General features: G+C 67.2%; 22 protein-coding genes and 2 tRNA genes. 15 read left to right on the top strand and 9 right to left on the bottom strand.

Translation table 11 applies throughout. The annotated features are described in order from the left end of the window. Positions 1-24 precede the first annotated feature (24 nt). From dapE to H4W27_RS08110, 3 genes are all read left to right on the top strand, one after another. A complete protein-coding gene (gene dapE / locus H4W27_RS08120; RefSeq protein WP_192595481.1) occupies positions 25-1,158 on the top strand; it encodes a succinyl-diaminopimelate desuccinylase in 1,134 nt (377 codons plus the stop codon). A gap of 88 nt (positions 1,159-1,246) precedes the next feature. Continuing rightward, entirely contained in the window at positions 1,247-1,993 is a 747-nt protein-coding gene (locus H4W27_RS08115; RefSeq protein ID WP_192595480.1) for an SDR family oxidoreductase, read from the top strand. 7 nt (positions 1,994-2,000) lie between these two features. Next, on the top strand, positions 2,001-2,492 hold the full coding sequence (locus H4W27_RS08110) for a GNAT family acetyltransferase (protein ID WP_225939052.1): 492 nt from the start codon (positions 2,001-2,003) through the stop codon (positions 2,490-2,492). Positions 2,493-2,511: 19 nt separating this feature from the next. Here the strand turns inward: H4W27_RS08110 and H4W27_RS08105 are convergent, their stop codons facing one another. Then, positions 2,512-3,105 (bottom strand): LOG family protein, encoded by a 594-nt coding sequence (locus tag H4W27_RS08105; RefSeq protein WP_192595479.1) that lies wholly within the window; start codon positions 3,103-3,105, stop codon positions 2,512-2,514. Between the two features lie 89 nt (positions 3,106-3,194). Here H4W27_RS08105 and H4W27_RS08100 point away from each other — a divergent pair. Both H4W27_RS08100 and purU read left to right on the top strand, forming a co-directional pair. Next, positions 3,195-3,266: transfer RNA gene (locus tag H4W27_RS08100), tRNA-Asn, on the top strand. A gap of 118 nt (positions 3,267-3,384) precedes the next feature. Further along, positions 3,385-4,260: a formyltetrahydrofolate deformylase gene (purU, locus tag H4W27_RS08095; protein WP_192595478.1), complete on the top strand. Its 876-nt coding sequence runs from the start codon at positions 3,385-3,387 to the stop codon at positions 4,258-4,260. Positions 4,261-4,403: 143 nt separating this feature from the next. On the opposite strand, the gene H4W27_RS08090 is transcribed toward purU, so the two are convergent. After that, the gene (locus H4W27_RS08090; RefSeq protein ID WP_192596503.1) at positions 4,404-4,850 is read right to left on the bottom strand and encodes an Hsp20/alpha crystallin family protein; all 447 of its coding nucleotides are present in this window, start codon (positions 4,848-4,850) and stop codon (positions 4,404-4,406) included. A gap of 257 nt (positions 4,851-5,107) precedes the next feature. Here H4W27_RS08090 and H4W27_RS13835 point away from each other — a divergent pair, with 257 nt between their 5' ends. Beyond that, a complete protein-coding gene (locus H4W27_RS13835) occupies positions 5,108-5,980 on the top strand; it encodes a siderophore-interacting protein (RefSeq protein ID WP_318782232.1) in 873 nt (290 codons plus the stop codon). A gap of 113 nt (positions 5,981-6,093) precedes the next feature. On the opposite strand, the gene H4W27_RS08080 is transcribed toward H4W27_RS13835, so the two are convergent. After that, positions 6,094-6,540, bottom strand: a complete 447-nt coding sequence (locus H4W27_RS08080; protein WP_192595477.1) for a TM2 domain-containing protein — start codon at positions 6,538-6,540, stop codon at positions 6,094-6,096. Between the two features lie 68 nt (positions 6,541-6,608). Here H4W27_RS08080 and H4W27_RS08075 point away from each other — a divergent pair, with 68 nt between their 5' ends. From H4W27_RS08075 to H4W27_RS08065, 3 genes are read left to right on the top strand one after another with little or no spacing between them, the layout of a single operon-like run. Beyond that, positions 6,609-7,577 carry a phage holin family protein gene (locus H4W27_RS08075; protein ID WP_192595476.1) on the top strand — a complete coding sequence of 323 codons (969 nt, stop codon included), beginning with the start codon at positions 6,609-6,611 and terminating at the stop codon, positions 7,575-7,577. Between the two features lie 9 nt (positions 7,578-7,586). Beyond that, positions 7,587-8,222 carry a CDP-alcohol phosphatidyltransferase family protein gene (locus tag H4W27_RS08070; protein ID WP_192595475.1) on the top strand — a complete coding sequence of 212 codons (636 nt, stop codon included), beginning with the start codon at positions 7,587-7,589 and terminating at the stop codon, positions 8,220-8,222. Beyond that, on the top strand, positions 8,222-9,454 hold the full coding sequence (locus H4W27_RS08065; RefSeq protein ID WP_192595474.1) for a glycosyltransferase: 1,233 nt from the start codon (positions 8,222-8,224) through the stop codon (positions 9,452-9,454). The genes H4W27_RS08070 and H4W27_RS08065 overlap by 1 nt, the downstream gene beginning before the upstream one ends. A gap of 73 nt (positions 9,455-9,527) precedes the next feature. Here the strand turns inward: H4W27_RS08065 and H4W27_RS08060 are convergent, their stop codons facing one another. The 4 genes from H4W27_RS08060 to H4W27_RS08045 form a co-directional block, all read right to left on the bottom strand. Continuing rightward, positions 9,528-10,724, bottom strand: a complete 1,197-nt coding sequence (locus H4W27_RS08060; protein ID WP_192595473.1) for a PQQ-dependent sugar dehydrogenase — start codon at positions 10,722-10,724, stop codon at positions 9,528-9,530. 36 nt (positions 10,725-10,760) lie between these two features. Further along, positions 10,761-10,834, bottom strand: a tRNA-Ile gene (locus H4W27_RS08055). 52 nt (positions 10,835-10,886) lie between these two features. Further along, positions 10,887-11,288 carry a 6-pyruvoyl trahydropterin synthase family protein gene (locus H4W27_RS08050; protein ID WP_192595472.1) on the bottom strand — a complete coding sequence of 134 codons (402 nt, stop codon included), beginning with the start codon at positions 11,286-11,288 and terminating at the stop codon, positions 10,887-10,889. Between the two features lie 61 nt (positions 11,289-11,349). Beyond that, positions 11,350-12,423: a zinc-dependent alcohol dehydrogenase gene (locus H4W27_RS08045; RefSeq protein ID WP_192595471.1), complete on the bottom strand. Its 1,074-nt coding sequence runs from the start codon at positions 12,421-12,423 to the stop codon at positions 11,350-11,352. A gap of 66 nt (positions 12,424-12,489) precedes the next feature. Here H4W27_RS08045 and H4W27_RS08040 point away from each other — a divergent pair, with 66 nt between their 5' ends. Beyond that, positions 12,490-13,593, top strand: coding sequence for a glycosyltransferase family 4 protein (locus H4W27_RS08040; protein WP_192596501.1), 1,104 nt, complete (start codon positions 12,490-12,492; stop codon positions 13,591-13,593). 22 nt (positions 13,594-13,615) lie between these two features. On the opposite strand, the gene H4W27_RS08035 is transcribed toward H4W27_RS08040, so the two are convergent. Both H4W27_RS08035 and H4W27_RS08030 read right to left on the bottom strand, forming a co-directional pair. Next, positions 13,616-14,839: an FUSC family protein gene (locus tag H4W27_RS08035; protein WP_318782229.1), complete on the bottom strand. Its 1,224-nt coding sequence runs from the start codon at positions 14,837-14,839 to the stop codon at positions 13,616-13,618. A 117-nt stretch (positions 14,840-14,956) separates the two neighbouring features. Continuing rightward, the gene (locus H4W27_RS08030) at positions 14,957-15,532 is read right to left on the bottom strand and encodes a M23 family metallopeptidase (RefSeq protein WP_192595469.1); all 576 of its coding nucleotides are present in this window, start codon (positions 15,530-15,532) and stop codon (positions 14,957-14,959) included. Positions 15,533-15,914: 382 nt separating this feature from the next. Between H4W27_RS08030 and rpsB the strand changes: the two genes are divergently transcribed. The 5 genes from rpsB (at position 15,915) to H4W27_RS08005 (ending at position 20,130) form a co-directional block, all read left to right on the top strand. Continuing rightward, positions 15,915-16,847, top strand: coding sequence for a 30S ribosomal protein S2 (rpsB, locus tag H4W27_RS08025; RefSeq protein ID WP_192595468.1), 933 nt, complete (start codon positions 15,915-15,917; stop codon positions 16,845-16,847). Between the two features lie 18 nt (positions 16,848-16,865). Continuing rightward, positions 16,866-17,705, top strand: coding sequence for a translation elongation factor Ts (tsf, locus tag H4W27_RS08020; RefSeq protein ID WP_192595467.1), 840 nt, complete (start codon positions 16,866-16,868; stop codon positions 17,703-17,705). A gap of 201 nt (positions 17,706-17,906) precedes the next feature. After that, a complete protein-coding gene (pyrH, locus tag H4W27_RS08015; protein ID WP_192595466.1) occupies positions 17,907-18,629 on the top strand; it encodes a UMP kinase in 723 nt (240 codons plus the stop codon). An 89-nt stretch (positions 18,630-18,718) separates the two neighbouring features. After that, a complete protein-coding gene (frr, locus tag H4W27_RS08010) occupies positions 18,719-19,276 on the top strand; it encodes a ribosome recycling factor (RefSeq protein ID WP_192595465.1) in 558 nt (185 codons plus the stop codon). Next, positions 19,276-20,130 (top strand): phosphatidate cytidylyltransferase, encoded by an 855-nt coding sequence (locus tag H4W27_RS08005; RefSeq protein WP_192595464.1) that lies wholly within the window; start codon positions 19,276-19,278, stop codon positions 20,128-20,130. The genes frr and H4W27_RS08005 overlap by 1 nt, the downstream gene beginning before the upstream one ends. The last annotated feature ends 2 nt before the right edge of the window (positions 20,131-20,132 follow it).

Here is a 20,132-nt window from a genome sequence, read left to right as displayed (position 1 = left end):
GCGCGGTTCGCCTAGGCTGGACGCATGGATATCCGTGACCTGCTCTCCGGCGACGTCGCCGCGCTCACCGAGGCGATCATCGCCTGCGAGTCCGTCTCCGGGGATGAGAAGACCCTGGCCGACGCCGTGGAGTCGGCCCTGGCAGGGCTCAGCGGACTGAACCTGCACCGCGACGGCGACACGCTCATCATCCGCACCGAGACCGGCGCGCCCCAGCGGGTCATCCTTGCCGGGCACCTGGACACGGTCCCGCTGCCCACGACGCCGGGATCCCGGGGCACCGTGCCGCCGAGCTGGGAGCGCGCTGAGGGGGAGGACCTCCTCTACGGCCGCGGCGCCACCGACATGAAGGGCGGCGTGGCGGTCCAGCTGAAGCTGGCCGACGACGTCGCGGCCCACCTGGCCGCCGGCGGCTCCCTGGACCGCGACATCACCTGGGTCTTCTACGACCACGAGGAGGTCGAGGCCAGCAGGTCCGGGCTCGGCAGGGTGCTGCGCAGCGTGCCGGAGCTGCTCGACGCCGAGTTCGCGGTGCTGCTCGAGCCCACCCACGGAGTGGTGGAGGGTGGCTGCAACGGCACCTGCCGCGCCGAGGTGAGCATCCCCGGGGTCGCCGCGCACTCCGGGCGCGCCTGGATGGGGGAGAACGCGATCCACCGCACCGCGGGCCTGCTCAGCGTGCTGAGCGAGTACTCGCCGCAGACCATCCGTGTGGAGGGTCTGGACTACCGCGAGGGACTCAACGCCGTGCGGATCCGCGGCGGGGTGGCCGGCAACGTCATCCCCGACTCCACCGTGGTGGAGATCAACTACCGCTTCGCCCCGGACAAGACCGAGGAGCAGGCCCACGCCCACCTCTACGAGGTGCTGGGCTCCGCCGGAATCACGCCGGAGCAGGTGCGGATCACCGACAGCTCGGCGGCGGCCCGTCCCGGACTCGACCATCCGGCCGCTCAGGCCTTCATCGCCGCGGTCGGCGGCGAGCCCATGCCCAAATATGGCTGGACCGATGTGGCTCGGTTCTCTGCCCGGGGAGTCCCGGCGGTGAACTTCGGCCCCGGAGATCCGCTCCTCGCGCACACCGATGATGAGCATGTCAGCGCCGAGGCCCTGCGCGCCTGCCATCAGGCGCTGCACCGCTGGCTGCTAGGTACCTGACCCGGTGCCTGACCCGGTGCCTGACCCGGCCGTTCTCCGGCCGGTTCGGTCCCACGGATTGCCGGGCCGGATCATCTAAGCTGGCTCCATGACCGCCCAGTCCAGTCCTGCCGCCCCGTCCAGCTCCGCGCACCAGGCACGTGACGCGCGACCGGTGGCGCTGATCACCGGTGCCTCCCGGGGCATCGGCGCAGCCATCGCCGAAGAGCTGGGTCAGGACCACCACATCCTGGTCGGCGGGACGAACCCCGCGACCGTGGACGCGGTGGTCCAGACGCTGCCCAGCGCGGAGCCCTTCCTCGTGGATCTGAGCGATCTCGATGCGATAGCACCGGCCTTCGCGGCGCTCGGACTCTCCGGTCTGGACGTCCTCGTCCATTCGGCAGGGCTGGCCTGGATGAATCCGGTGGCGGAGACGTCCCCGTCGCAGTTCCAGGAGATGTTCACCGTCAACGTCTTCGCCGTTGCCGAGCTGACCCGCGCCGCCCTGCCGCTGCTGCGCGGGTCCTCCGGTCAGGTGCTGAGCATCAACTCCGGCGCCGGTTTCACCGCGGGGGCCGGGAGCTCGATGTATTCGGGCACGAAGTTCGCGCTGCGGGCGATGACCGACGCTCTGCGCGAGGAGGAGCGCGGAGCGGTGAAGGTCACTTCGATCCATCCTGGCCGCGTGGACACTGACATGCAGGTCGCTCTGCAGGAATCCATGGGGAACCAGAACTACGACGGCGGCATCTACATCTCCCCGCGGGCCATCGCGGAAGCGGCGCGCACCGTGGTGGACATGGAGGACGCCTCCATGGTGGAGAGCATCTCGATCCGTCCGGTGCAGAAGTAGTGCGGAGTTGAGCGAGTCGGCTCCCGGCGAGGCCGGGGTGAAGATCACCGACCTGCCGGAGGAGCTGGTGGGGGCCGCCGTCGTCCTGTGGCAGGAGACCGGCCTGACCCGGCCCTGGAACGACCCGTACCAGGACTGCCGGCGCGCCCTGCACGGAGACGGGTCGACCGTGCTGGCAGCGGTGACCGTTCAGGCAGTGGATGACCCGGCAGCGGATGCTCAGCAGCGGCTGCTCGGTACGGTGATGCTGGGCGAGGACGGACATCGCGGATGGATCTACTACCTCGCGGTGGAGAGGTCCATGCAGCGGCACGGCCTGGGGCAGCAGCTTCTGGCGGCTGCGGAGGAGTGGCTCCGAGCGCGCGGCGTGCCCAAGCTCATGCTGATGGTGCGCCAGGAGAATGCGGAGGTCCAGGAGTTCTACCGCCGCCACGGCTACACCGATCAGGACACTGTGGTGCTCGGTCGCTGGCTGGATGCGCCGGACTTGCCCGCCTGACCTGAATTGCCCGCCTGACTCAGCGGCCAGGTGTCCAGCTGCGCAGCTGACGGATCAGCTCCTGCGGGTCATCGCTGATCACCAGAGCCTCGCGGCGCCACGCGGACATGAACCCCTCAGCCACCATGTGGTCCACCATCGCCAGCAGCGGGTCCCAGAAGCCCTGCACGTTGTAGAGCCCCACCGGCTTGGTGTGGAGACCCAGATACTGCCAGGTCCACACCTCGAAGAACTCCTCCAGTGTGCCCATCCCTCCGGGCAGGGCGACGAACCCGTCGCCGAGATCCGCCATGCGGGACTTGCGCGTGTGCATGTCCTGCACCAGCTCCAGCGAGGTGAGTCCCTGATGTCCCACTTCCCGGCTCATCAGCACCTCGGGAATGACGCCGTGGACCTCGCCTCCGGCCTCGAGGGCGGCATCCGCGATCTGCCCCATCAGTCCCACCTTCCCGCCCCCGTAGACCACGCCGATCCCGGCGCCGGCCAGCGCGGTGCCGAGCCGACGGGCCTCCGCGGTGTAGCCCAGATCGACTCCCGAGGCTGAACCGGTGAACACGGTGAGCCGGCGGAACTCGGATGTCCGGCCAGCTGCGGCTGCAGAGGGAGGTGTCACGAGAAGATGATGTCACAGTGGTCACCCCGCTGTCCGCCGGGGGGATTTCACAGCGACCAGGAACCCCTGCTAGACTTTTCCAGTCGCAATCCTCCATAGCTCAACGGCAGAGCACTCGACTGTTAATCGAGCGGTTGTTGGTTCGAATCCAACTGGGGGAGCAGATTCGCCCTCGCCCTTCCGGGCGGGGGCGTTTTTCATGCCCTGTTTCGTGTCATAGTGTCCAAGGCGCGGCGCCGTCCGCCCGCACTGACCTGGCGAGCCTGATTCGGAGACCTGATGAGCACCCCTGAGACGCAGACCCACGACATCGCCCGACTGATCATCTCCTGCCCCGATCAGCCAGGGATCGTCGCCGCCGTCTCTGAGGTGATCGCCGAGATCGGCGGCAACATCATCAGCCTGGACCAGTACTCGACCGGTGTCGAGGGCGGACGCTTCTTCCAGCGCACCGTCTTTCATCTGCCGGGTCTGGCAGCGGCCAGGCCTGCCGTGGAGCAGGCAGTCCAGACCAGGCTGGCGGACCGCTTCTCCATGGACTTCTCGCTGACCGCCGCGGACCAGCCCAAGCGGGTGGCGATCTTCGCCTCCAAGACCGACCACTGCCTGCTGGATCTGCTGTGGCGCCATCGTCGCGGGGAGATCCCGATGGATATCGCCATGGTGATCTCCAACCACGCGGACCTGGCTGAGGATGTGCGGCCGTTCGGCATCCCCTACTTCCATGTGCCCATCGTCAACGGCGACAAGGCGGCGGCCGAGGCCAAGCACCTGGAGCTGCTGACCGGCAACGTGGACATGATCGTGCTGGCGCGCTACATGCAGATCATCTCCGAGCACTTCCTCGAACAGGTGGGCGCTCCGGTGATCAACATCCACCACAGCTTCCTGCCCGCCTTCATCGGCGCGGGCCCCTATCAGAAGGCCAAGGATCGCGGCGTGAAGCTCATCGGCGCCACCGCCCACTACGTGACCCGTGACCTCGACGAGGGCCCGATCATCGAGCAGGACGTCATCCGCGTCTCGCACAGCGACGACGTCGCCCAGCTCACCCGCTTCGGGGCCGACGTCGAGCGCGCCGTGCTCTCCCGCGCGGTGAAGTGGCACTGCGAGGACCGCGTGATCCGCAGCGGCAGCACCACGATCGTCTTCTAGCGCCCCCTTCTCATGCTTGAGGGACGGAATCTCCGGGCAGCTGAGCCCGAAGCCGGGCCAGAACGCTCGGAGATTCCGCCCCTCAGCGCAGTGCCCCTCAGCGCTGTGGGTGGCGCCGGGGCGCGGGCCCGGCGGGGCCGGGATCAGGAGTCGAGGGTCTTCTGGCGCCCGCTGGAGGAGACCTCGATCTTGCGCGGCTGCTCCTGGGCGTAGACCCCCGCCACGCGCACTGTCAGCACGCCCGATTCATAGTCCGCCGTGATGGCGTCCTCGGAGACCTCGCTCGGCAGTGTGATCGTCCGCGAGAAGGACCCGTAGCGGACCTCGCGCAGTCCATCGGCCTCGGTCTCGCTGCGGCGCTCGCCGGAGACCGTCAGGGTGCGTCCGGTCAGCTCCACGGAGACATCCTTCTCCGGGTCGATGCCGGGCAGATCAGCTCGCAGCAGCAGGTCCTCGCCGTCACGGTGGGCGTCGACCGGTGGCACGAAGCCGGACTGACGCTGCGCCGGATCTACCCCGGGGGTGCGCATCGTGCGGAAGACGTCGTCGATCAGGGTGAACGGATCGAGTCGGGTCAGAGAGTTGTTCATCACAGCAATCAGCTCCTTCACTCATTGCGGTAGTTGTTCATGTCTTCTCTTGGTGCCTCTCGGCTCTTGATGCCCATCGGCAACAGGTCCAACGGCACCTGAGATCAGTATATTCCAAAGTTGAGCAACGTGCGCTCAACTTTTTCGACGCACACATGGCGACGTGACGGTATTGCGGCATCCTCTCGTTGCGTAATAGACGACGCCCACATGAGGTTCGCCTCACCTGCGGGCCCGCAGTGGTCTAGAGTGCCGGAGTGTCCAAGTCCAAGAAAACGCGCATCCAGCACGTGCTCCGCGTCGAAGCCAAGAAGCAGCTCACCCCGCATATGACGCGGATGGTCCTCGGGGGCCCCGGGTTCGATGCGATCGAGTTCAAGTCCGTCGGGGAGTCTCCGGCCACCGACCAGTACATCAAGCTGCTGTTCCTGCCGCCGGCGCTCGAGGCCGACCCGCAGGCGCAGCAGAGCCTGAATCTGGAGCGCCCCTTCGACATGGAGGCGCTGCGCGAGAAGCTGCCCACCGAACAGATGCCGGTCACCCGCACGTACACGATCCGCCATGTCGATCACCTGAACCGCCAGATCTGGGTGGACTTCGTGATCCACGGGGACGAGGGCCTCGCCGGAGTCTGGGCGAAGCACGCGCAGCCAGGCGACCTGATCAGCTTCTTCGGGCCCGGCAGCGCCTACGCCCCACGGGCAGAGTCAGACTGGCACCTGCTCGCGGGGGACGAGGCGGCGCTTCCCGCGATCGCCTCCGCCCTGGAGTCGATGGCGGAGGATGCGCGAGGGCTCGTCGTCGTCGAGGTCAGAGATGCAGCTGAACGGCAGCCGCTGACCGTGCCAGAAGGTGTTGACCTCGTCTGGCTGCACCGGGAAGCCGATTTCAGCCCGGAGACCACGATGCTTGCCGACTACCTCGCGGAGCTGACCATCCCCGCCGGCGACGTGCAGGTCTTCGTCCACGGTGAGCGCGCGCAGACCAAACGGATCCGCCGGATCCTGGTGGAGGAGAAGGGGCTCCCGCGCAAAGGGATGTCACTCTCTGCCTATTGGGCCCACGGACGGATCGAAGACGAGTTCCAGGCGGAGAAGAGCACCCCGGCCGGGCAGATCGACCCCGAGTGAGCTCCTGCAGGAGCTGACCAGCCCAGAAGCTGACCGGCTGACCGGCTGACCGGCTGACCGGCTGACCGGCTGTCCAGCGGAGCAGCGGAGCAGCAGGGCGCAGGGCCCGCGACTCAGCCGGAGACTGCGGCGCTGGTGCCGAGCACCAGAGAGACCATCAGGGCCAGTGCCAGCAGGCCCACGGTGATCGCGGAGCAGACCCCCGCTCGCTCGCGGTGGCCTGCCAGGCGGTGGTCCTGCCGGTCTCGCATGGAACCGGTGAGCAGCATGATCAGATCGATCAGCGTCCATACGAAGACCACGGTGATGCAGAGCAGTCCCACAGTGGACTGTTCTGCGACGAGCAGGACGACGCCGGCCAGAGTGACCAGCAGCATGAGCGTCGCCGAGATCGGCCGCTGCAGATACCACCGGTGGGCACCCGTGGGACCCAGCAGCAGTGTCAGGGCCCAAGCCGGCACAAAACGTTTCTCCGAGGTCGGCTGAGACTCGTGTGCCCGCTGATCCTCGGGCGTGTAGGTGTTGGCGTAGAGCTCTTCGAAATCGTACTGGTCAGCCATGTTCTCAATGGTATAGGTGGTAGTTTGTACGTAAATCACCAGTCACCCACGAGCATGGAGGCGCTGACTTGTCTCAGCCGGAAACTGGCCGCACCACGAGCACGGCGCCGCGTACGTCGCTGCTGGACATGATCAAGGTCGTTCTGCGACTCGGCCCCAAGCAGATCAGCGACGAGATCCAGCTGGCCATCGGCCAGATGAAGACCAAGGGCGTGGCCGCCGGCGTCGCGGTGGCCCTCATGGTCGTCGGAGCTGTCTTCGTGGCCTTCCTCGTGGTGGCCCTCATCATCGCCGCCGTGGCAGCTTTGGCGCTGATCTTCCAGCCCTGGGCCGCTGCGCTGATCGTCGCCGGAATCTTCCTGATCATCGCGCTGATCTTCGTGCTGATCGGGCTGCGAAAGTTCAAGAAGACCATGCCGCTGCTGCCCGAGGACGCCATCCGCGGGCTCCGCCTGGATCTCGGCGTGGCCAGAGAAGGCACCAGCTTCGACCCGGCGAGCCTGGAACGCGAGGATGCAGAGCGTCGGCGCGAGAAGGAAGAGTCGAAGCGGCAGGCCGCCGAGCAGGCCAAGAAGGATGCCAAGACACCAGGAGCGGGCAAGCCGGCCGAGCCGAGCTACAGCGAGCTGCTGCGCCGCACCGCCCTTCGCCGCGAGCATCTGGCCACACTCCAGGACCAGATCACCACTGGCAGCCGCCATATCGGCGAGACCGTCCGTGAGAAGACCAGTCGCGACAAGCCTGCTCGCACCAAGACCAAGACCAAGACCAAGAGCGCCTCGCCCAAGGTCCGCGCTCCCCGTGAGCGCCGCCGGGATACTCCTCGACAGACCGCACCGGGCCAACCCCCAGCCGCCCAGACCCCGAAGGGTCAGCCCAGGGCAGGACAGACCGCGCCGGGACGGCCCGCGTCCGGGCAGGAGTCTGGCGCCCATGCCGCCGGAGACTTCGTGGCCGCACGGTGGAAGCCGCTCGCCGTCGTCGCCGGTTCGGCCGCCGCAGGAGCAGTCTTCCTTCGCGAGCTTGTGAAGAAATAACCCACGCAGGTGAGATTCATCGGTGCCGGGACCCGAGAGGGTTTCGAGTACACCCTCCGCGAGGGCTTCTGGACCGTGCCCAATGTTGTGACAGTGGTGCGCTTCCTGCTGATCCCGGTGTTCGTCTGGCTGGTCGCCGAGGGTCAGTACATGACCGCCTTCTGGGTCCTCGTCGTTCTCTCGAGCACCGACTGGATCGATGGCTACATCGCCCGGCGCTTCGACCAGATGAGCACTGTTGGGATATGGCTGGATCCGCTGGCGGACCGGCTCTCGCTGATCATCGCGACCGCCACTCTGGCCATCTTCGGCGTCGCGCCGCTATGGGTGGTCCTGGCCATCGTCATCCCCGACCTCATCCTCTCCATCAACACCTATGTCCTCTTCAAAGGTCCGCCGAACCTGCAGGTCTCCCTTCTGGGCAAGATCCGCACGGGCTGCCTGATGATCGGGCTCCCACTGGCCCTGCTGGGCGCCAGCCTGCATGACGGGGTGCTCCCGGACATCGCGGCGGTGCTGCTCTCGCTCGGCGCGGTGATGCATATCATTGCTTCAGCTGACTACTTCATGAAAGCCCAGAACAAGGCACGGCGGCTGCGACGCGAACAGCCCCGACCGGGTATCGAGGAGGATTCGACCGCCTGATGGTGAACGTTGTGCCCGATGAGGCCCCCCGTGGCGGGCCTGCCGAGAAGCTCCGCATCCTGATCGCCGCCGACACCTATCCTCCCCACGTCAACGGCGCCGCGGTCTTCAGCCAGCGCCTGGCCAAGAGCATGGCCGCCCGCGGACATGAAGTCCACATCGCAGCGGCCCGGGCCGATCGCGGCCCCGATGTGGTGGAGCACACCGAAGAAGCCGTGGTCCACCGGTTCCGGTCCTTCAAGGCGCCGACCCACGAGTACATCCGACTGTGCCTGCCCGTGCTCGTCGAGCCGGCCATGGGACGCCTCATGGACGAGCTGAAGCCCGATGTCGTCCACGTGCAGTGCCACTACATGATCGGCAAGGCGGCCATCGACGCCGCGGCGGACCGTGGTCTGCGGACGATCGCCACCAACCACTTCATGCCGGAGAACCTGGATCCGTTCCTGCCGTTCCCCGCCTGGTTCCGCCGCCTCGTGGCGAAGAACTCCTGGCGGGACATGGGCCGGCTCATGGGCAAGGCGGCAGTGGTGACCACACCCACGCCGCTGGCCGCGCGAACAATGATGGAACGAGGAGGCTTCAAGAAGGTCCTCCCGCTCTCCAACGGGATCGATCTGGCGCACTACAGCGTCCTGCCCGGAGAGGTCCTGGCCCCGGCCGAACGTCCCACCGTGCTGTTCGTGGGGCGCCTGGCCGTGGAGAAGAACGTCGATGTCCTCATCGAGGCCATCGGCAGGACCGACCCGGAGCTGGACATCGGCCTCGACATCATCGGCGACGGCGAGCAGCGTGACGTGCTGGCCCAGCAGATCACCGAGCTGGGACTCGGGGACCGGGTGCGGATGCGCGGGCACGTGGAGGAGGACGAGCTGCGGCGCGCCTATCTCCAGGCCGATGTGTTCTGTCAGCCCGGCACCGCCGAGCTGCAGTCGCTGGTCTCCCTCGAGGCGATGTCCTCCGGGCTGCCGGTGGTGCTCGCAGATGCTCTGGCTCTGCCGCACCTGGTGGAGACCGGCGCCAACGGCTTCCTATTCGAACCGGGCAACGCCGCCGAGCTGGCCGAGCGGCTTGTCCGGGTGCTCTCCCTGGAGCCGGCCGCCCGAGAAGCCATGGGGCAGCACAGCCGCGAGATCGCCGGACGGCACAGCATCAAGACCACCATGGACGCCTTTGAGGCGCTCTACCGCGGCGCGGACTGGGTGGAGAACCGGTACATCGGCGGGCAGTAGCGCGCCTCACCCTTCCGTGGCGGGCAGTAGCGCGTGCCGCGCTCCCGCTCGCCCACCTGCGGCGGGCAGGTGCTCACGCGCCGGGGGTCAGACGCAGCAGCTGGGCGCCGTCGCCGTCCTCGATCACCCAGATGCTTCCATCCGGAGCCTGTTCCACGTCGCGGATCCGCGCCCCCATGTCCCAGATCTGCTCCTCTCCGGCCGACTCTCCGTCCAGGTCCACCCGGATCAGGGCTTCACCGGACAGCGCGCCCATGAAGGCATCCCCGTCCCAGTCCTCGAACAGCTCGCCCCGATAGATCATCAGGCTGCCGGGGGAGACCGAGGGGGTCCACCAGGCGGCCGGAGCTGAGAAGTCATCCGACCCGGTGTGATCGGGGATCTCCCCGCCGCCGTAGTGCGAGCCGTTGGAGGCCTCGGGCCAGCCATAGTTCTCGGCCTCACGCAGCAGGTTGAGCTCATCGCCGCCCTCCGGACCCATCTCGGAGGCCCAGAGTCGGCCATCGGCGGCGAATTCGATGCCCAGCGGATTGCGGTGGCCGTAGGTCCAGATCTCCGCGTCAGCGCCGGGCTGGTCGGCGAAGGGGTTCCCCGGTGCAGGCTCGCCCTCCGGGGTCAGTCGCAGCACCTTGCCCAGGCCGCTGGAGAGGTCCTGCGCCGGATCCATCTGCTGGCGGTCACCTGAGGTGATGAACAGGTGGTCGCCGTCAGGGCTGAAGGCAAGCCGGTGGGAGAAATGCCCGGAGCCGGAGGTCTTGGGCTGCTCCCAGATCACGGTCAGGTCCTGGAGCTGCGCCGAGGTGTCCGACTCCACCAGCCGGGCGTGTCCGACGACGGCTCCGGAGCCTGCCTGGCCCGCGGCCACCCAGCTGAGATAGATCCGCTGGCTCTGCTCGAAGTCCGGCGCGGCGACGACGTCCCCGAGCCCGCCCTGACCCTCGACGAGGATGTCCTCGGGCAGCCCCTCGACCCTGAGCTCCTGCCGATTCTCCGGTCCGCCAGACTCCTGAGCGCCGCCGAGGTCATCGACCTCGCGAAGGAACAGCTCACCGGTCCGCGTGGACACCAGCAGCTGGTCGGTGTCGGGCAGGAACTCCAGTGCCCAGGGGGAGTCGTAGCTGCCGAGCTCGGCGACGCTGAAGGGCGCGGAGCCTGGTTCTGAGCTGGCGGATTCCGCTGCAGGGTCCTGGGCGGGTGAACCGCCGCCCGCGCAGCCGAGAAGGATCACCGACGCGGCCAGTCCTGCCGCGATGACGGGGAGACGTCTCATCTTCCACCTCGGTTCCTGGCAGCGGAGGAATCTCTGTAGGGCGTCTGGGACTTGAACCCAGGACAAAAGGATTATGAGTCCTCTGCTCTAACCAACTGAGCTAACGCCCCCCGGGACCCGCACGGGGCGGCGATGAAGCCTCCCGCAGGTCACCAGGACATACTACCGACCCGTGCTCTGCAGCTGCAGGCGGACCGAGGCGCGGGCCTGCGGATGCTCCTCGGCCTGGACCTCCAGGGCGCTGAGCCCATGGTCCGTCGGCAGTCCGGCGGCCAGTCGCTGGGCGATGTGTTCGATGATGACCTCCGTGGTGCTGAACCGGCCGGCGAACTCGGGAAGCTCGTCGAGGTTCTGATAGCGCAGGGGCTCGAGAGTGCTGGCGAGCAGCTCGGAGGCGGCGCCGATGTCGATCACCACGCCGTATTCGTTCAGGCCTTCGCGGAAGAAGCTGGCCTGGATGCTCAGCGTGGCCCCATGGAGTCTCTGGGCAGGTCCGAAGTAGGGGTCGTTCAGGCTGTGGGCGATCATGACGTGGTCATCGACGGTCAGACGGAATCGGCTCATGGTGCTCCCTGGGTGGCTCGGGTGGGTGGCTCGGGGTGGGTGGCTCGGAGTAAATCGGGTCTCAGCCGAAGGCGTGGTGCGCGGTCAGCGGGTGATCGATGACGTGCAGGATCTGCTCGCGCGTCCAGGGTGCTGAACCGGCGACGTCAGCCATCACCGTCGGAAGCTCCTGAAGCGTGGAGCGACCGCTGATCAGGGTGTCGAAGCGCGGGTCCAGCATGCGCAGTGCAGCAGCCAGACGCTGCCCCCGGGACCGTCGCATCCGCCGCGGACCGGGAACCTCGCCCACCTGAGTGGCCACGATGCGCAGTCGGCGGGCATGGAAGTCGGCGCCCAGCGGCACCTGCTGGTCTCCGGTGCCGTACCAGGACTGCTCCACGATCACTGCGTCATCTCCGGCGATCTTCAGCGCGGTGGCCAGTCCTGCGGAGCTGGCGGAGCTGTGAAGCACCACGTCGTTGTCGGTCGCGGCCTTCTCTGGGGAGACCGCCTCCAGACCCAGCGAGCCGATGAGGGCACGACGGTCGGCGTCGACCTCGATGACCTGCAGACGCTCGAGCGGCAGCTTCGACGCGAAGAGTGCAGTGGTCAGCCCGATGAGTCCGCCTCCGACGACGGCGACCCGATCACCTGCGAGCACCGGTGCCTCCCAGAGAGCATTCAGTCCGACCTCGCCGATGCCGGCGAAGAGGGCACGTTCGGTGGGACAGTCCTCGGGCAGCACGTGGCAGTCCGCCTCGGGCACCACCACGTGTTCCCGGTGACCGGCCAGGGTGAACACCGTCTGGCCGAGCAGCGCCTGGCTGCCCTGGCGCACCACCCCCACATTGAGGTAGCCGTGAGACACCGGGAAGGGGAGCTCTCCGAGCTGAAAGGGGGCCTGCATGATCGCAGTGATGCTCGCCGGGACCTCGCCGCGGTGGACCACTGACTCGGTGCCTCGGGAGATCCCGCTGTGCAGCGTCTCGATCAGCACCTCCCCGGGACCTGGGCGGGGGAGACGGACCTCGCGCAGAGCACCAGTGTGGGCGGCCTCGGTCCAGTACTGACGAGAGGTCCGCGGCAGCTCAGGCGGGCCCGGGTCTGGCTCCCCGGCCAGGTCCGGACTGACATCGGTGACGCTCGACTCGCTCATGCCTGTCATCATGCCAGAGGTGTCTTCCGCGAGCCCCGAGAATGCCTGTGCCAGAATCGAAGGGTGCTGAAGCTCTTCTTCGACTGCCGGTACACCCGGACCCAGGTCCACGACGGCATCTCCCGGTTCACCGCCTCGCTGGTCGAGGCGGCCGCGGAGAAGGCCGACGTCACCATGCTGATCAGTGATCCCGGCCAGCTGAACCTGCTCCCCGATCTGCCGCATCTGCGCATCTCCTCACCGACCTCGCTGAGGGAGCCCTGGGTGGCCAGGCAGCTGAACCCGCACCGTCCGGATGTCGTGTTCTCGCCGATGCAGACCATGGGCGGGTTCGGTCGCAGCTACCCGCTGATCCTCACCGTGCATGACCTCATCTACTACGCGCACCGCACCCCGCCGCGAAATCTGCCCGCCCCGGTGCGGCTGGGCTGGCGGGCCTACCATCTGAGCTATCTGCCCCAGCGGCTGGTGCTCGATCACGCCGACGCGGTGGCCACCGTCTCAGAGACCACTCGCGGACTGATCCGCCGGCATGACCTGACTCGTCGTCCCGTGGAGCTGATCTCGAATGCCCCGCCGGCAGTGGCTCGGCCCCGTGACCCGGCGGTCCGGGGGACCCGGGATCTCGTCTACATGGGGTCCTTCATGGGGTACAAGAACGTGGAGGCCGTGATCGCCGGGGTCAACCGCCTGCCGGGGTACACGCTTCACCTGTGCAGCCCGATCACCGAGGACCGCGAAGCTCAGCTGCGCGCGCTCGCCGATGACCCCGACCAGCTGGTCTTCCATCGCGGCATCTCCGAGGAGGACTATGCTCGCCTGCTGGAACACGCCACCGCCCTGGTCAGTCTCTCCCAGGCGGAGGGCTACGGCCTGCCGGTGGTGGAGGCCATGGCCCACGGGACCCCGTGTGTCCTCTCAGACCTCCCCATCTTCCGCGAGATCGGCGGCTCGGCGGTGGCCGAGGCGGGAGCCCAGCTGGTCCACGGGCAGGACCCGCAGGCCTTCGCCGCCGCGGTCCAGCGGCTCGAGGATCCGGACCGCTCTGCGCGCGCCTCCACCGCGGCCCGTCGGCGCAGCCTTGAGTTCTCCTGGGAGGATTCGGCGGACCGGCTGGTCTCGCTAGGGGAGCGGCTCGCCGCGCACGGTCGCAGTGCCCGCTCCCGCTGAGCGTCTGGTCAGCTCAATACAGCTAGGAGGACTTGCTCGGGTTCTGGGAGACTCCTTCGCGGGCCCGGCGTGCCGAGGCGACGTCGTCCACCACGATCACGATATGGCGCACGCTTGTGATCAGGGAGCCGTAGATGGGCCAGGACGTCCCAGGCAGCGCCCTGTTCTCGGACATCTGAGTGGACAGAGACGTCAGGTCCTCGTGCAGGTGTGCGACGTCTGCATCGGGGTCCGCGATCGCCCGCCCCACATCTCCGACGATCCGGGCCCATCCTTCGCGGAAGCTCTGGTCCCATTCGCCCTCAGAGTAGGTGGCCTCGCGCAGCGTCCGGGTCAGATGGCGCAGGTGTGAGATGCCCTCGTCGAAGCGTTCGAGGATCTCTTCATAGCTCGCCTCCTCGGAGCTCCAGCTGCTCTGCTCGAGAGTTCTTCTGCGCTGGTGGGCGCGAGGGTTGGCCCGGCGGGACTCCTTTGCGAAGCGCACCACCGTCCAGGCGGAGTTGAGCTCCTGGGTCATCGATTCGGTCTCCCGGAACCAGGCTTCAGACTTCTCGGTGTCCCAGGAGTCCGAGAACTCCTCGGAGATGCTGACCAGGACGCTGCCCATGCGCTCGTTGATGCTGTCCACGTAACGGCCGGCCTGGTTGTCTCGCAGCGGCGGAACGATCAGCAGGTTCACCAGGACACCGGCGGCCACGCCCACGGCGACCTCGAGGATCCGGTCATTGAGCAGCGGTGCCTGATCGTCGAAGCCGCTGCTGAGCACGAAGATCGCTGTGGTGGCGATCGCGACGCCCTCATCACGGATCCAGGAGATGCGGGCCGCAGTCATCCCCACGAGCAGGGCCAGGGCGAAGGTCCACAGGCTGACACCGAGGAAGTGGCCGATCAGAAAGGAGAGGCCGACCCCGATGCTCGAGGCGATGGTCGTCTGGATGCCATGGGACAGGGACCGATGTACGGTGGCATGGACGGTGAGCAGAGCCGTCCACGGGGCGAGGAACGCCAGGTCGGACTCCAGCACCGCTGTGGAGACCCACCAGGCTCCGGTGCCCGCGATCACGGTCTTGAGGATCTGCAGCACATCGGTGCGGAACTCCGGCCGCCGCACCAGGCTCCGGACCCGGCGGGTGCGTCCCCGCAGCGAGGACCCATCCCTGGCGCCGGTCTCCCCACTCCCCGCGGCGTTGCCCTCAGCGCCGGGTCCTGTCTGGTTCGTCGATTCTTCCTGGGGATTCCGGGCCACTCGTGCTCCTCTGGGGTCGGTCGACGATCGGGTTCGGCGGACGGTCTCCATATTCTGACACCGTCATTCTGACACCGTCCTGGGGCGGAGGACAGCGTCCGTGCCGATGCGCAGGCGTCAGTCCTCGCCCAGCGGCAGCAGCACCGAGGGCTCGAGGTCACCGGTGAGCAGCAGCGGATTGATGTACTCGCCGTGCAGCCGCACGCCCCAGTGAAGACAGGGCAGCTCGCAATGAGCATTTCCTGCTCCCAGTGTTCCCACTTCATCCCCGGCCGATACAGCATCCCCGACCTTAAGGACGGTCTCCACCGGCTCGAAGGAGCTGAGGTAGCCCCCGCCATGCCGGATCGAGAGCACCGGTCGGTCCACCACGATCCCGGCGAAGCTCACCTCACCGTCCGCCGGGGCGCTGATGTCCGTACCCAGGCTCAGCGGTCCCAGGTCCACTCCGCGGTGACCTGCACCCCAGGGGGAGGGAGGTGCCGCGAACGGTCGGAGCTCCGCCGCCGGCACCGGCCTGCGCCACCGTTCTCCCGGTTCCTCTGCTCGCCGCTCCGAGGGGACGCCGAGCACCGGGGAGGACTTCACCTCTGCCGCCGGGACGTAGGCGGTCGCGGGTGCGGCCGGCGCGGCCGCCAGCACCAGCAGCGCCAGTGCCGCGAGGCGAGACAACACGTGCCGATCCCTGTTCATGGACACACCTTCGCGGACCCCGGAGGTGGATACGCGGGACGGCACGGATCTGTGCGGCGTCGCCGCTGCGGAGCACCGGCCGGCACGGTTGGGGAAAACGCCGTCGAGCCGCTAAGCTGAACCCCAGCAGTTGACACTGGCGTGCCCAGGCATGCCTGAATCAGCTGACTACGCGCAGAGACTGCCCGAGAGATCGGGGTGATTCTCATCGGTCTGCATCTCAGGAGTCCCGCGGGACTCCGGATGCGGCGAGGATCGCGGGACATCTCCCTTCTCTGCCAGGAGCCCGAGAGAACCGGGCCGCTGTCCAACCGAGAATCCCAGCCGGAGCTGCATGAGGCATGTCCTCCGTGTTCCAAGCCCGGCATTGAAAGGAAATACCATGCCTGTCGTCACCATGCGCCAGCTGCTCGACTCCGGCGTCCACTTCGGACACCAGACTCGCCGCTGGAACCCGAAGATGAAGCGCTTCATCTTCACCGAGCGCAACGGTATCTACATCGTTGACCTCCAGCAGTCGCTGTCCTACATCGACAACGCCTACGAATTCGTCAAGCAGACTGTCGCCCACGGCGGCTCCGTCCTCTTCGTCGGCACCAAGAAGCAGGGCCAGGAAGCCATCGCCGAGCAGGCCACCCGTGTCGGCCAGCCCTACGTCAACCACCGTTGGCTCGGCGGCATGCTGACCAACTTCTCCACGGTCTCCAAGCGCGTCCAGCGCATGAAGGAGCTCGAGGAGATCGACTTCGACGACGTCGCCGGCTCCGGTCACACCAAGAAAGAGCTGCTGCTGATGCGCCGCGAGCTCACCAAGCTGCAGTCCAACCTCGGCGGCATCCGCAACCTCACCAAGACTCCCTCCGCGATCTGGATCGTCGACACGAACAAGGAGCACCTTGCCGTCGACGAGGCCAAGAAGCTGGGCATCCCCGTGATCGCCATCCTCGACACCAACTGCGACCCCGATGACGTCAACTACCCGATCCCGGGCAACGACGACGCCATCCGGTCCGTGGACCTGCTGACCCGCGTGATCGCCGACGCCGTGGCCGATGGCCTCATGGCTCGCGAGTCCAAGCGCGGCGGCGGCTCCGGCACTGCTGCTGAGCCGATGGCCGAGTGGGAGCGTGAACTGCTCGAACAGCACGCCACCGAGCAGACCGCCAAGGCCGAAGAGCCTGCCCAGGCTGAGCAGCCCGCTGCCGAGACTGAGCAGTCCGAGCAGGCCGCAGAAGCCCCCGCCGCCGAAGCCGCAGAAGCTCCCGCCGCAGAGTCCACCGAGTCGACCGAAGCTTCGGCTGAAGAAGCCAAGTAAGAGAGGAACTGCGTTTCTATGGCGAATTACACCGCTGCTGACATCAAGGCCCTGCGCGAGCGCACCGGCGCCGGCATGATGGACGTCAAGAAGGCTCTCGACGAGGCCGACGGCGACGTCGACAAGGCGATCGAAGGCATCCGCATCAAGGGGCTCAAGGGCGCTGCCAAGCGCGAGGGTCGCTCCGCCGCAGAGGGCCTGGTCACCGCCAAGGTCGTCGACGGCACCAAGGGCTTCCTGATCGAGATCAACGCCGAGACCGACTTCGTGGCCAAGTCCGCCAAGTTCGTCGCGCTGGCCGACAAGGTCCTCGAGACCGCCGTCGCCCATGACGTGGACTCCGTCGAGGCGCTGCTCGAAGCCGATGTCGAGGGCAAGAAGCTCTCCGACTTCGTCACCGAAGAGGGCGCGATCCTGGGCGAGAAGGTCGTCGTCCGTCGTCTTGCGAAGCTGGAAGGCGCCTTCGTGGATGCCTACCTGCACAAGACCTCCAAGGATCTCCCGGCGCAGGTCGGCGTGCTCTTCGCCGTCGACGCCGACTCGGATCAGGCCAAGGAGGCTGCTCACGACATCGCCGTGCACGCCGCGGCGCTGTCCCCGCAGTTCCTGACCCGCGACGAGGTTCCCGCCGAGACCGTCGAGAACGAGCGTCGCATCGCCGAGGAGACTGCCCGCGCCGAGAACAAGCCGGAGCAGGCCATGACGAAGATCATCGAAGGCCGCACCAACGCGTACTTCAAGGACAACGTGCTGGTCGACCAGCCGTTCGCCAAGGACCCGAAGAAGACCGTCACCCAGGTCCTCGAGTCCGCCGGTGCGTCCGCCAAGGGTCTGGCTCGCTTCCGCGTCGGAGCCTGACACGCGATATCGCTGAACTGTCAGTCGCGGCCCACTAGACTGGTCGCGATTCATCAGTCCAGACGTCAAGGGGGTGACCACTTCACACGAGGTGGTCACCCCCTTTTCCATGCCCGCACCATTGTCGACCCGCTCTGAGCACGCTGTTCCGTCACCGCACGCCGCCCCGCGACACGCCCCTGAGACTCCTGGAGGAATCCCATGACCGCAGAGACACCGACCCACCGCCGCCGAGTGCTTCTGAAGCTCTCTGGAGAGGTCTTCGGCGGAGGTGCAGTCGGCGTCGACCCCGCCACGGTCCGCGGGATCGCCGAACAGATCGCAGCGGTGAAGGGACAGGTGGAGGTCTCCGTCGTCGTCGGCGGCGGCAACTTCTTCCGCGGCGCAGAGCTCTCCAAGGCCGGCATGGACCGTGCCCGCGCCGACTACATCGGCATGCTCGGCACGGTGATGAATGCACTTGCCCTGCAGGACTTCCTGGAACAGGCCGGGCAGCCCACTCGGGTGCAGACCGCGATCACCATGGGTCAGGTCGCCGAGTCCTACATCCCGCTGCGCGCTGTGCGGCATATGGAGAAGGACCGCGTCGTGGTCTTCGGCGCCGGTGCCGGCATGCCCTACTTCTCCACCGACACCGTCTGTGCCCAGCGTGCGCTGGAGACCCGCTCGGACATGGTGCTGATGGCGAAGTCAGGCGTGGACGGGGTGTACACCGCGGACCCCAAGACCACCCCCGACGCGCAGAAGCTGGAACACCTGACCTACACCGACGCGCTGCGCAAGAACATCCGGGTCATGGACCAGACCGCGATGACCATGTGCAATGACAACGACCTCGACATGCGGGTCTTCGGCATGGAGGGGGAGGGCAACGTGACCCGGGCCCTGCTGGGCGAGGAGATCGGCACCCTGGTCACCCCCTGACCTGACGCAGCCCCACTAGACTGAATCCCAGCGCGATGCCCCACGTCATGTCTGACGTCGTACAACAGTCGTCCCAGAAGGAGACCCCCGTGATTGATGAGACCCTGGCAGATGCCAAGGAGCAGTTTGAGCGAGCCATCGAGGCCACCTCGGTGGACTTCAGCACTGTGCGCACCGGCCGGGCCAACCCCGCGCTCTACTCCCGCGTGCTGGTCGACTACTACGGCTCGGCCACGCCGCTGCAGCAGCTTGCGTCGTTCTCCACCCCGGACGCGAAGACCATCCTGATCACCCCCTTCGATGTCTCCGCCATGCGGGACATCGAGCGGGCCCTCTCGGACTCCGAGATCGGAGCCAACCCCTCCAACGATGGCAAACAGATCCGCATCACCATCCCGGACCTCACCGAGGAGCGCCGCAGGGAGTACGTGAAGCTGATCAAGTCCAAGGGCGAGGACCACAAGGTCTCCGTGCGCAACACCCGCCGCAAGTCCAAGGAGATCATCGAGAAGGCCGTCAAGGACGGCGAGGTCGGCAAGGACGACGGCGAGCGGGGAACCAAGGAGCTGGAGAACCTCACCAAGACCTACGTCGAGAAGATCGACGAGATGAGCAAGCGCAAGGAAGCGGAGCTGCTCGAGGTCTGATGTCGACCAAAGCAGGGAGGAACCTTCCCGCGGCCATCGCCACCGGTGCCGTCCTCCTGGTTCCGGCGGTGCTGGGGATCTTCTTCTTCGAGCTGCTGCTGATCCTGGTGTGGACGGTGCTGCTGTCCATGGGCGTCTGGGAGGTCGCGCGCGCCCTGGAACAGCGCGTCACCCCGACCGGGCATACGCTTCGGCTGCCGAAGCTGCCGCTGTTCCTCGGCGCGGTCGCCATGCCCACCGCGGCCTACTTCGGAGGGGTGGAGGCGCTGACCCTGGGGCTCATGGTCACCGGGCTGGCGATCCTCGTCGCCGCGGCGCTGTGGAAGGTGCGCGATGCCGGGAGATCCATCCTCTCCTCGGTGTTCGTGGCCTGCTGGGTGCCGTTCATGATGTCCTTCGCGGTGCTCCTGCTCAACCTCGACCAGGGCGACTGGCGCCTCGTCGTCGTCGTGCTGCTCGTGGTCTCCAACGACACCTTCGGCTACATCTTCGGCGTGTTCTTCGGCAGGCACCCGATGGCCCCGAAGATCAGCCCGAAGAAGTCCTGGGAGGGCTTCGGCGGCTCCCTGCTGGGCGCCACCGGGGTCGGGGTGCTGGCTTCCTGGCTGATCTTCGACGAGCCCCTGTACATCGGTGCGGTGCTGGCGATCACCGTGGTGATCGCCTCCACCGCCGGGGACTTCTCCGAGTCGATGGTCAAGCGAGAGCTCGGCATCAAGGACATGTCTCGACTCCTCCCAGGTCACGGCGGGGTGATGGATCGGCTTGATTCGCTGGTCTTCGCCATGCCCACCGCGTTCTTCGTTGTGGTCGCGCTTAGCGGGGATGCCGGCGGAGTTCCATTAGGCTTATGACC

Origin of the sequence: Nesterenkonia lutea, assembly GCF_014873955.1 — a bacterium.
Lineage (GTDB): Bacteria > Actinomycetota > Actinomycetes > Actinomycetales > Micrococcaceae > Nesterenkonia > Nesterenkonia lutea.
This window is presented reverse-complemented; position numbering and strand designations above follow the sequence as displayed.

Coding starts and splice junctions, on each gene's coding strand:
- H4W27_RS08030 (WP_192595469.1), bottom strand. CDS start 15,532: ATGAACAGGGATCGGCACGTGTTGTCTCGCCTCGCGGCACTGGCGCTG.
- H4W27_RS08045 (WP_192595471.1), bottom strand. CDS start 12,423: ATGAGCGAGTCGAGCGTCACCGATGTCAGTCCGGACCTGGCCGGGGAG.
- tsf (WP_192595467.1), top strand. CDS start 16,866: ATGGCGAATTACACCGCTGCTGACATCAAGGCCCTGCGCGAGCGCACC.
- H4W27_RS08005 (WP_192595464.1), top strand. CDS start 19,276: ATGTCGACCAAAGCAGGGAGGAACCTTCCCGCGGCCATCGCCACCGGT.
- H4W27_RS08090 (WP_192596503.1), bottom strand. CDS start 4,850: ATGAACAACTCTCTGACCCGACTCGATCCGTTCACCCTGATCGACGAC.
- H4W27_RS08065 (WP_192595474.1), top strand. CDS start 8,222: ATGGTGAACGTTGTGCCCGATGAGGCCCCCCGTGGCGGGCCTGCCGAG.
- pyrH (WP_192595466.1), top strand. CDS start 17,907: ATGACCGCAGAGACACCGACCCACCGCCGCCGAGTGCTTCTGAAGCTC.
- H4W27_RS08060 (WP_192595473.1), bottom strand. CDS start 10,724: ATGAGACGTCTCCCCGTCATCGCGGCAGGACTGGCCGCGTCGGTGATC.
- rpsB (WP_192595468.1), top strand. CDS start 15,915: ATGCCTGTCGTCACCATGCGCCAGCTGCTCGACTCCGGCGTCCACTTC.
- H4W27_RS08115 (WP_192595480.1), top strand. CDS start 1,247: ATGACCGCCCAGTCCAGTCCTGCCGCCCCGTCCAGCTCCGCGCACCAG.
- purU (WP_192595478.1), top strand. CDS start 3,385: ATGAGCACCCCTGAGACGCAGACCCACGACATCGCCCGACTGATCATC.
- dapE (WP_192595481.1), top strand. CDS start 25: ATGGATATCCGTGACCTGCTCTCCGGCGACGTCGCCGCGCTCACCGAG.
- H4W27_RS08050 (WP_192595472.1), bottom strand. CDS start 11,288: ATGAGCCGATTCCGTCTGACCGTCGATGACCACGTCATGATCGCCCAC.
- H4W27_RS08080 (WP_192595477.1), bottom strand. CDS start 6,540: ATGGCTGACCAGTACGATTTCGAAGAGCTCTACGCCAACACCTACACG.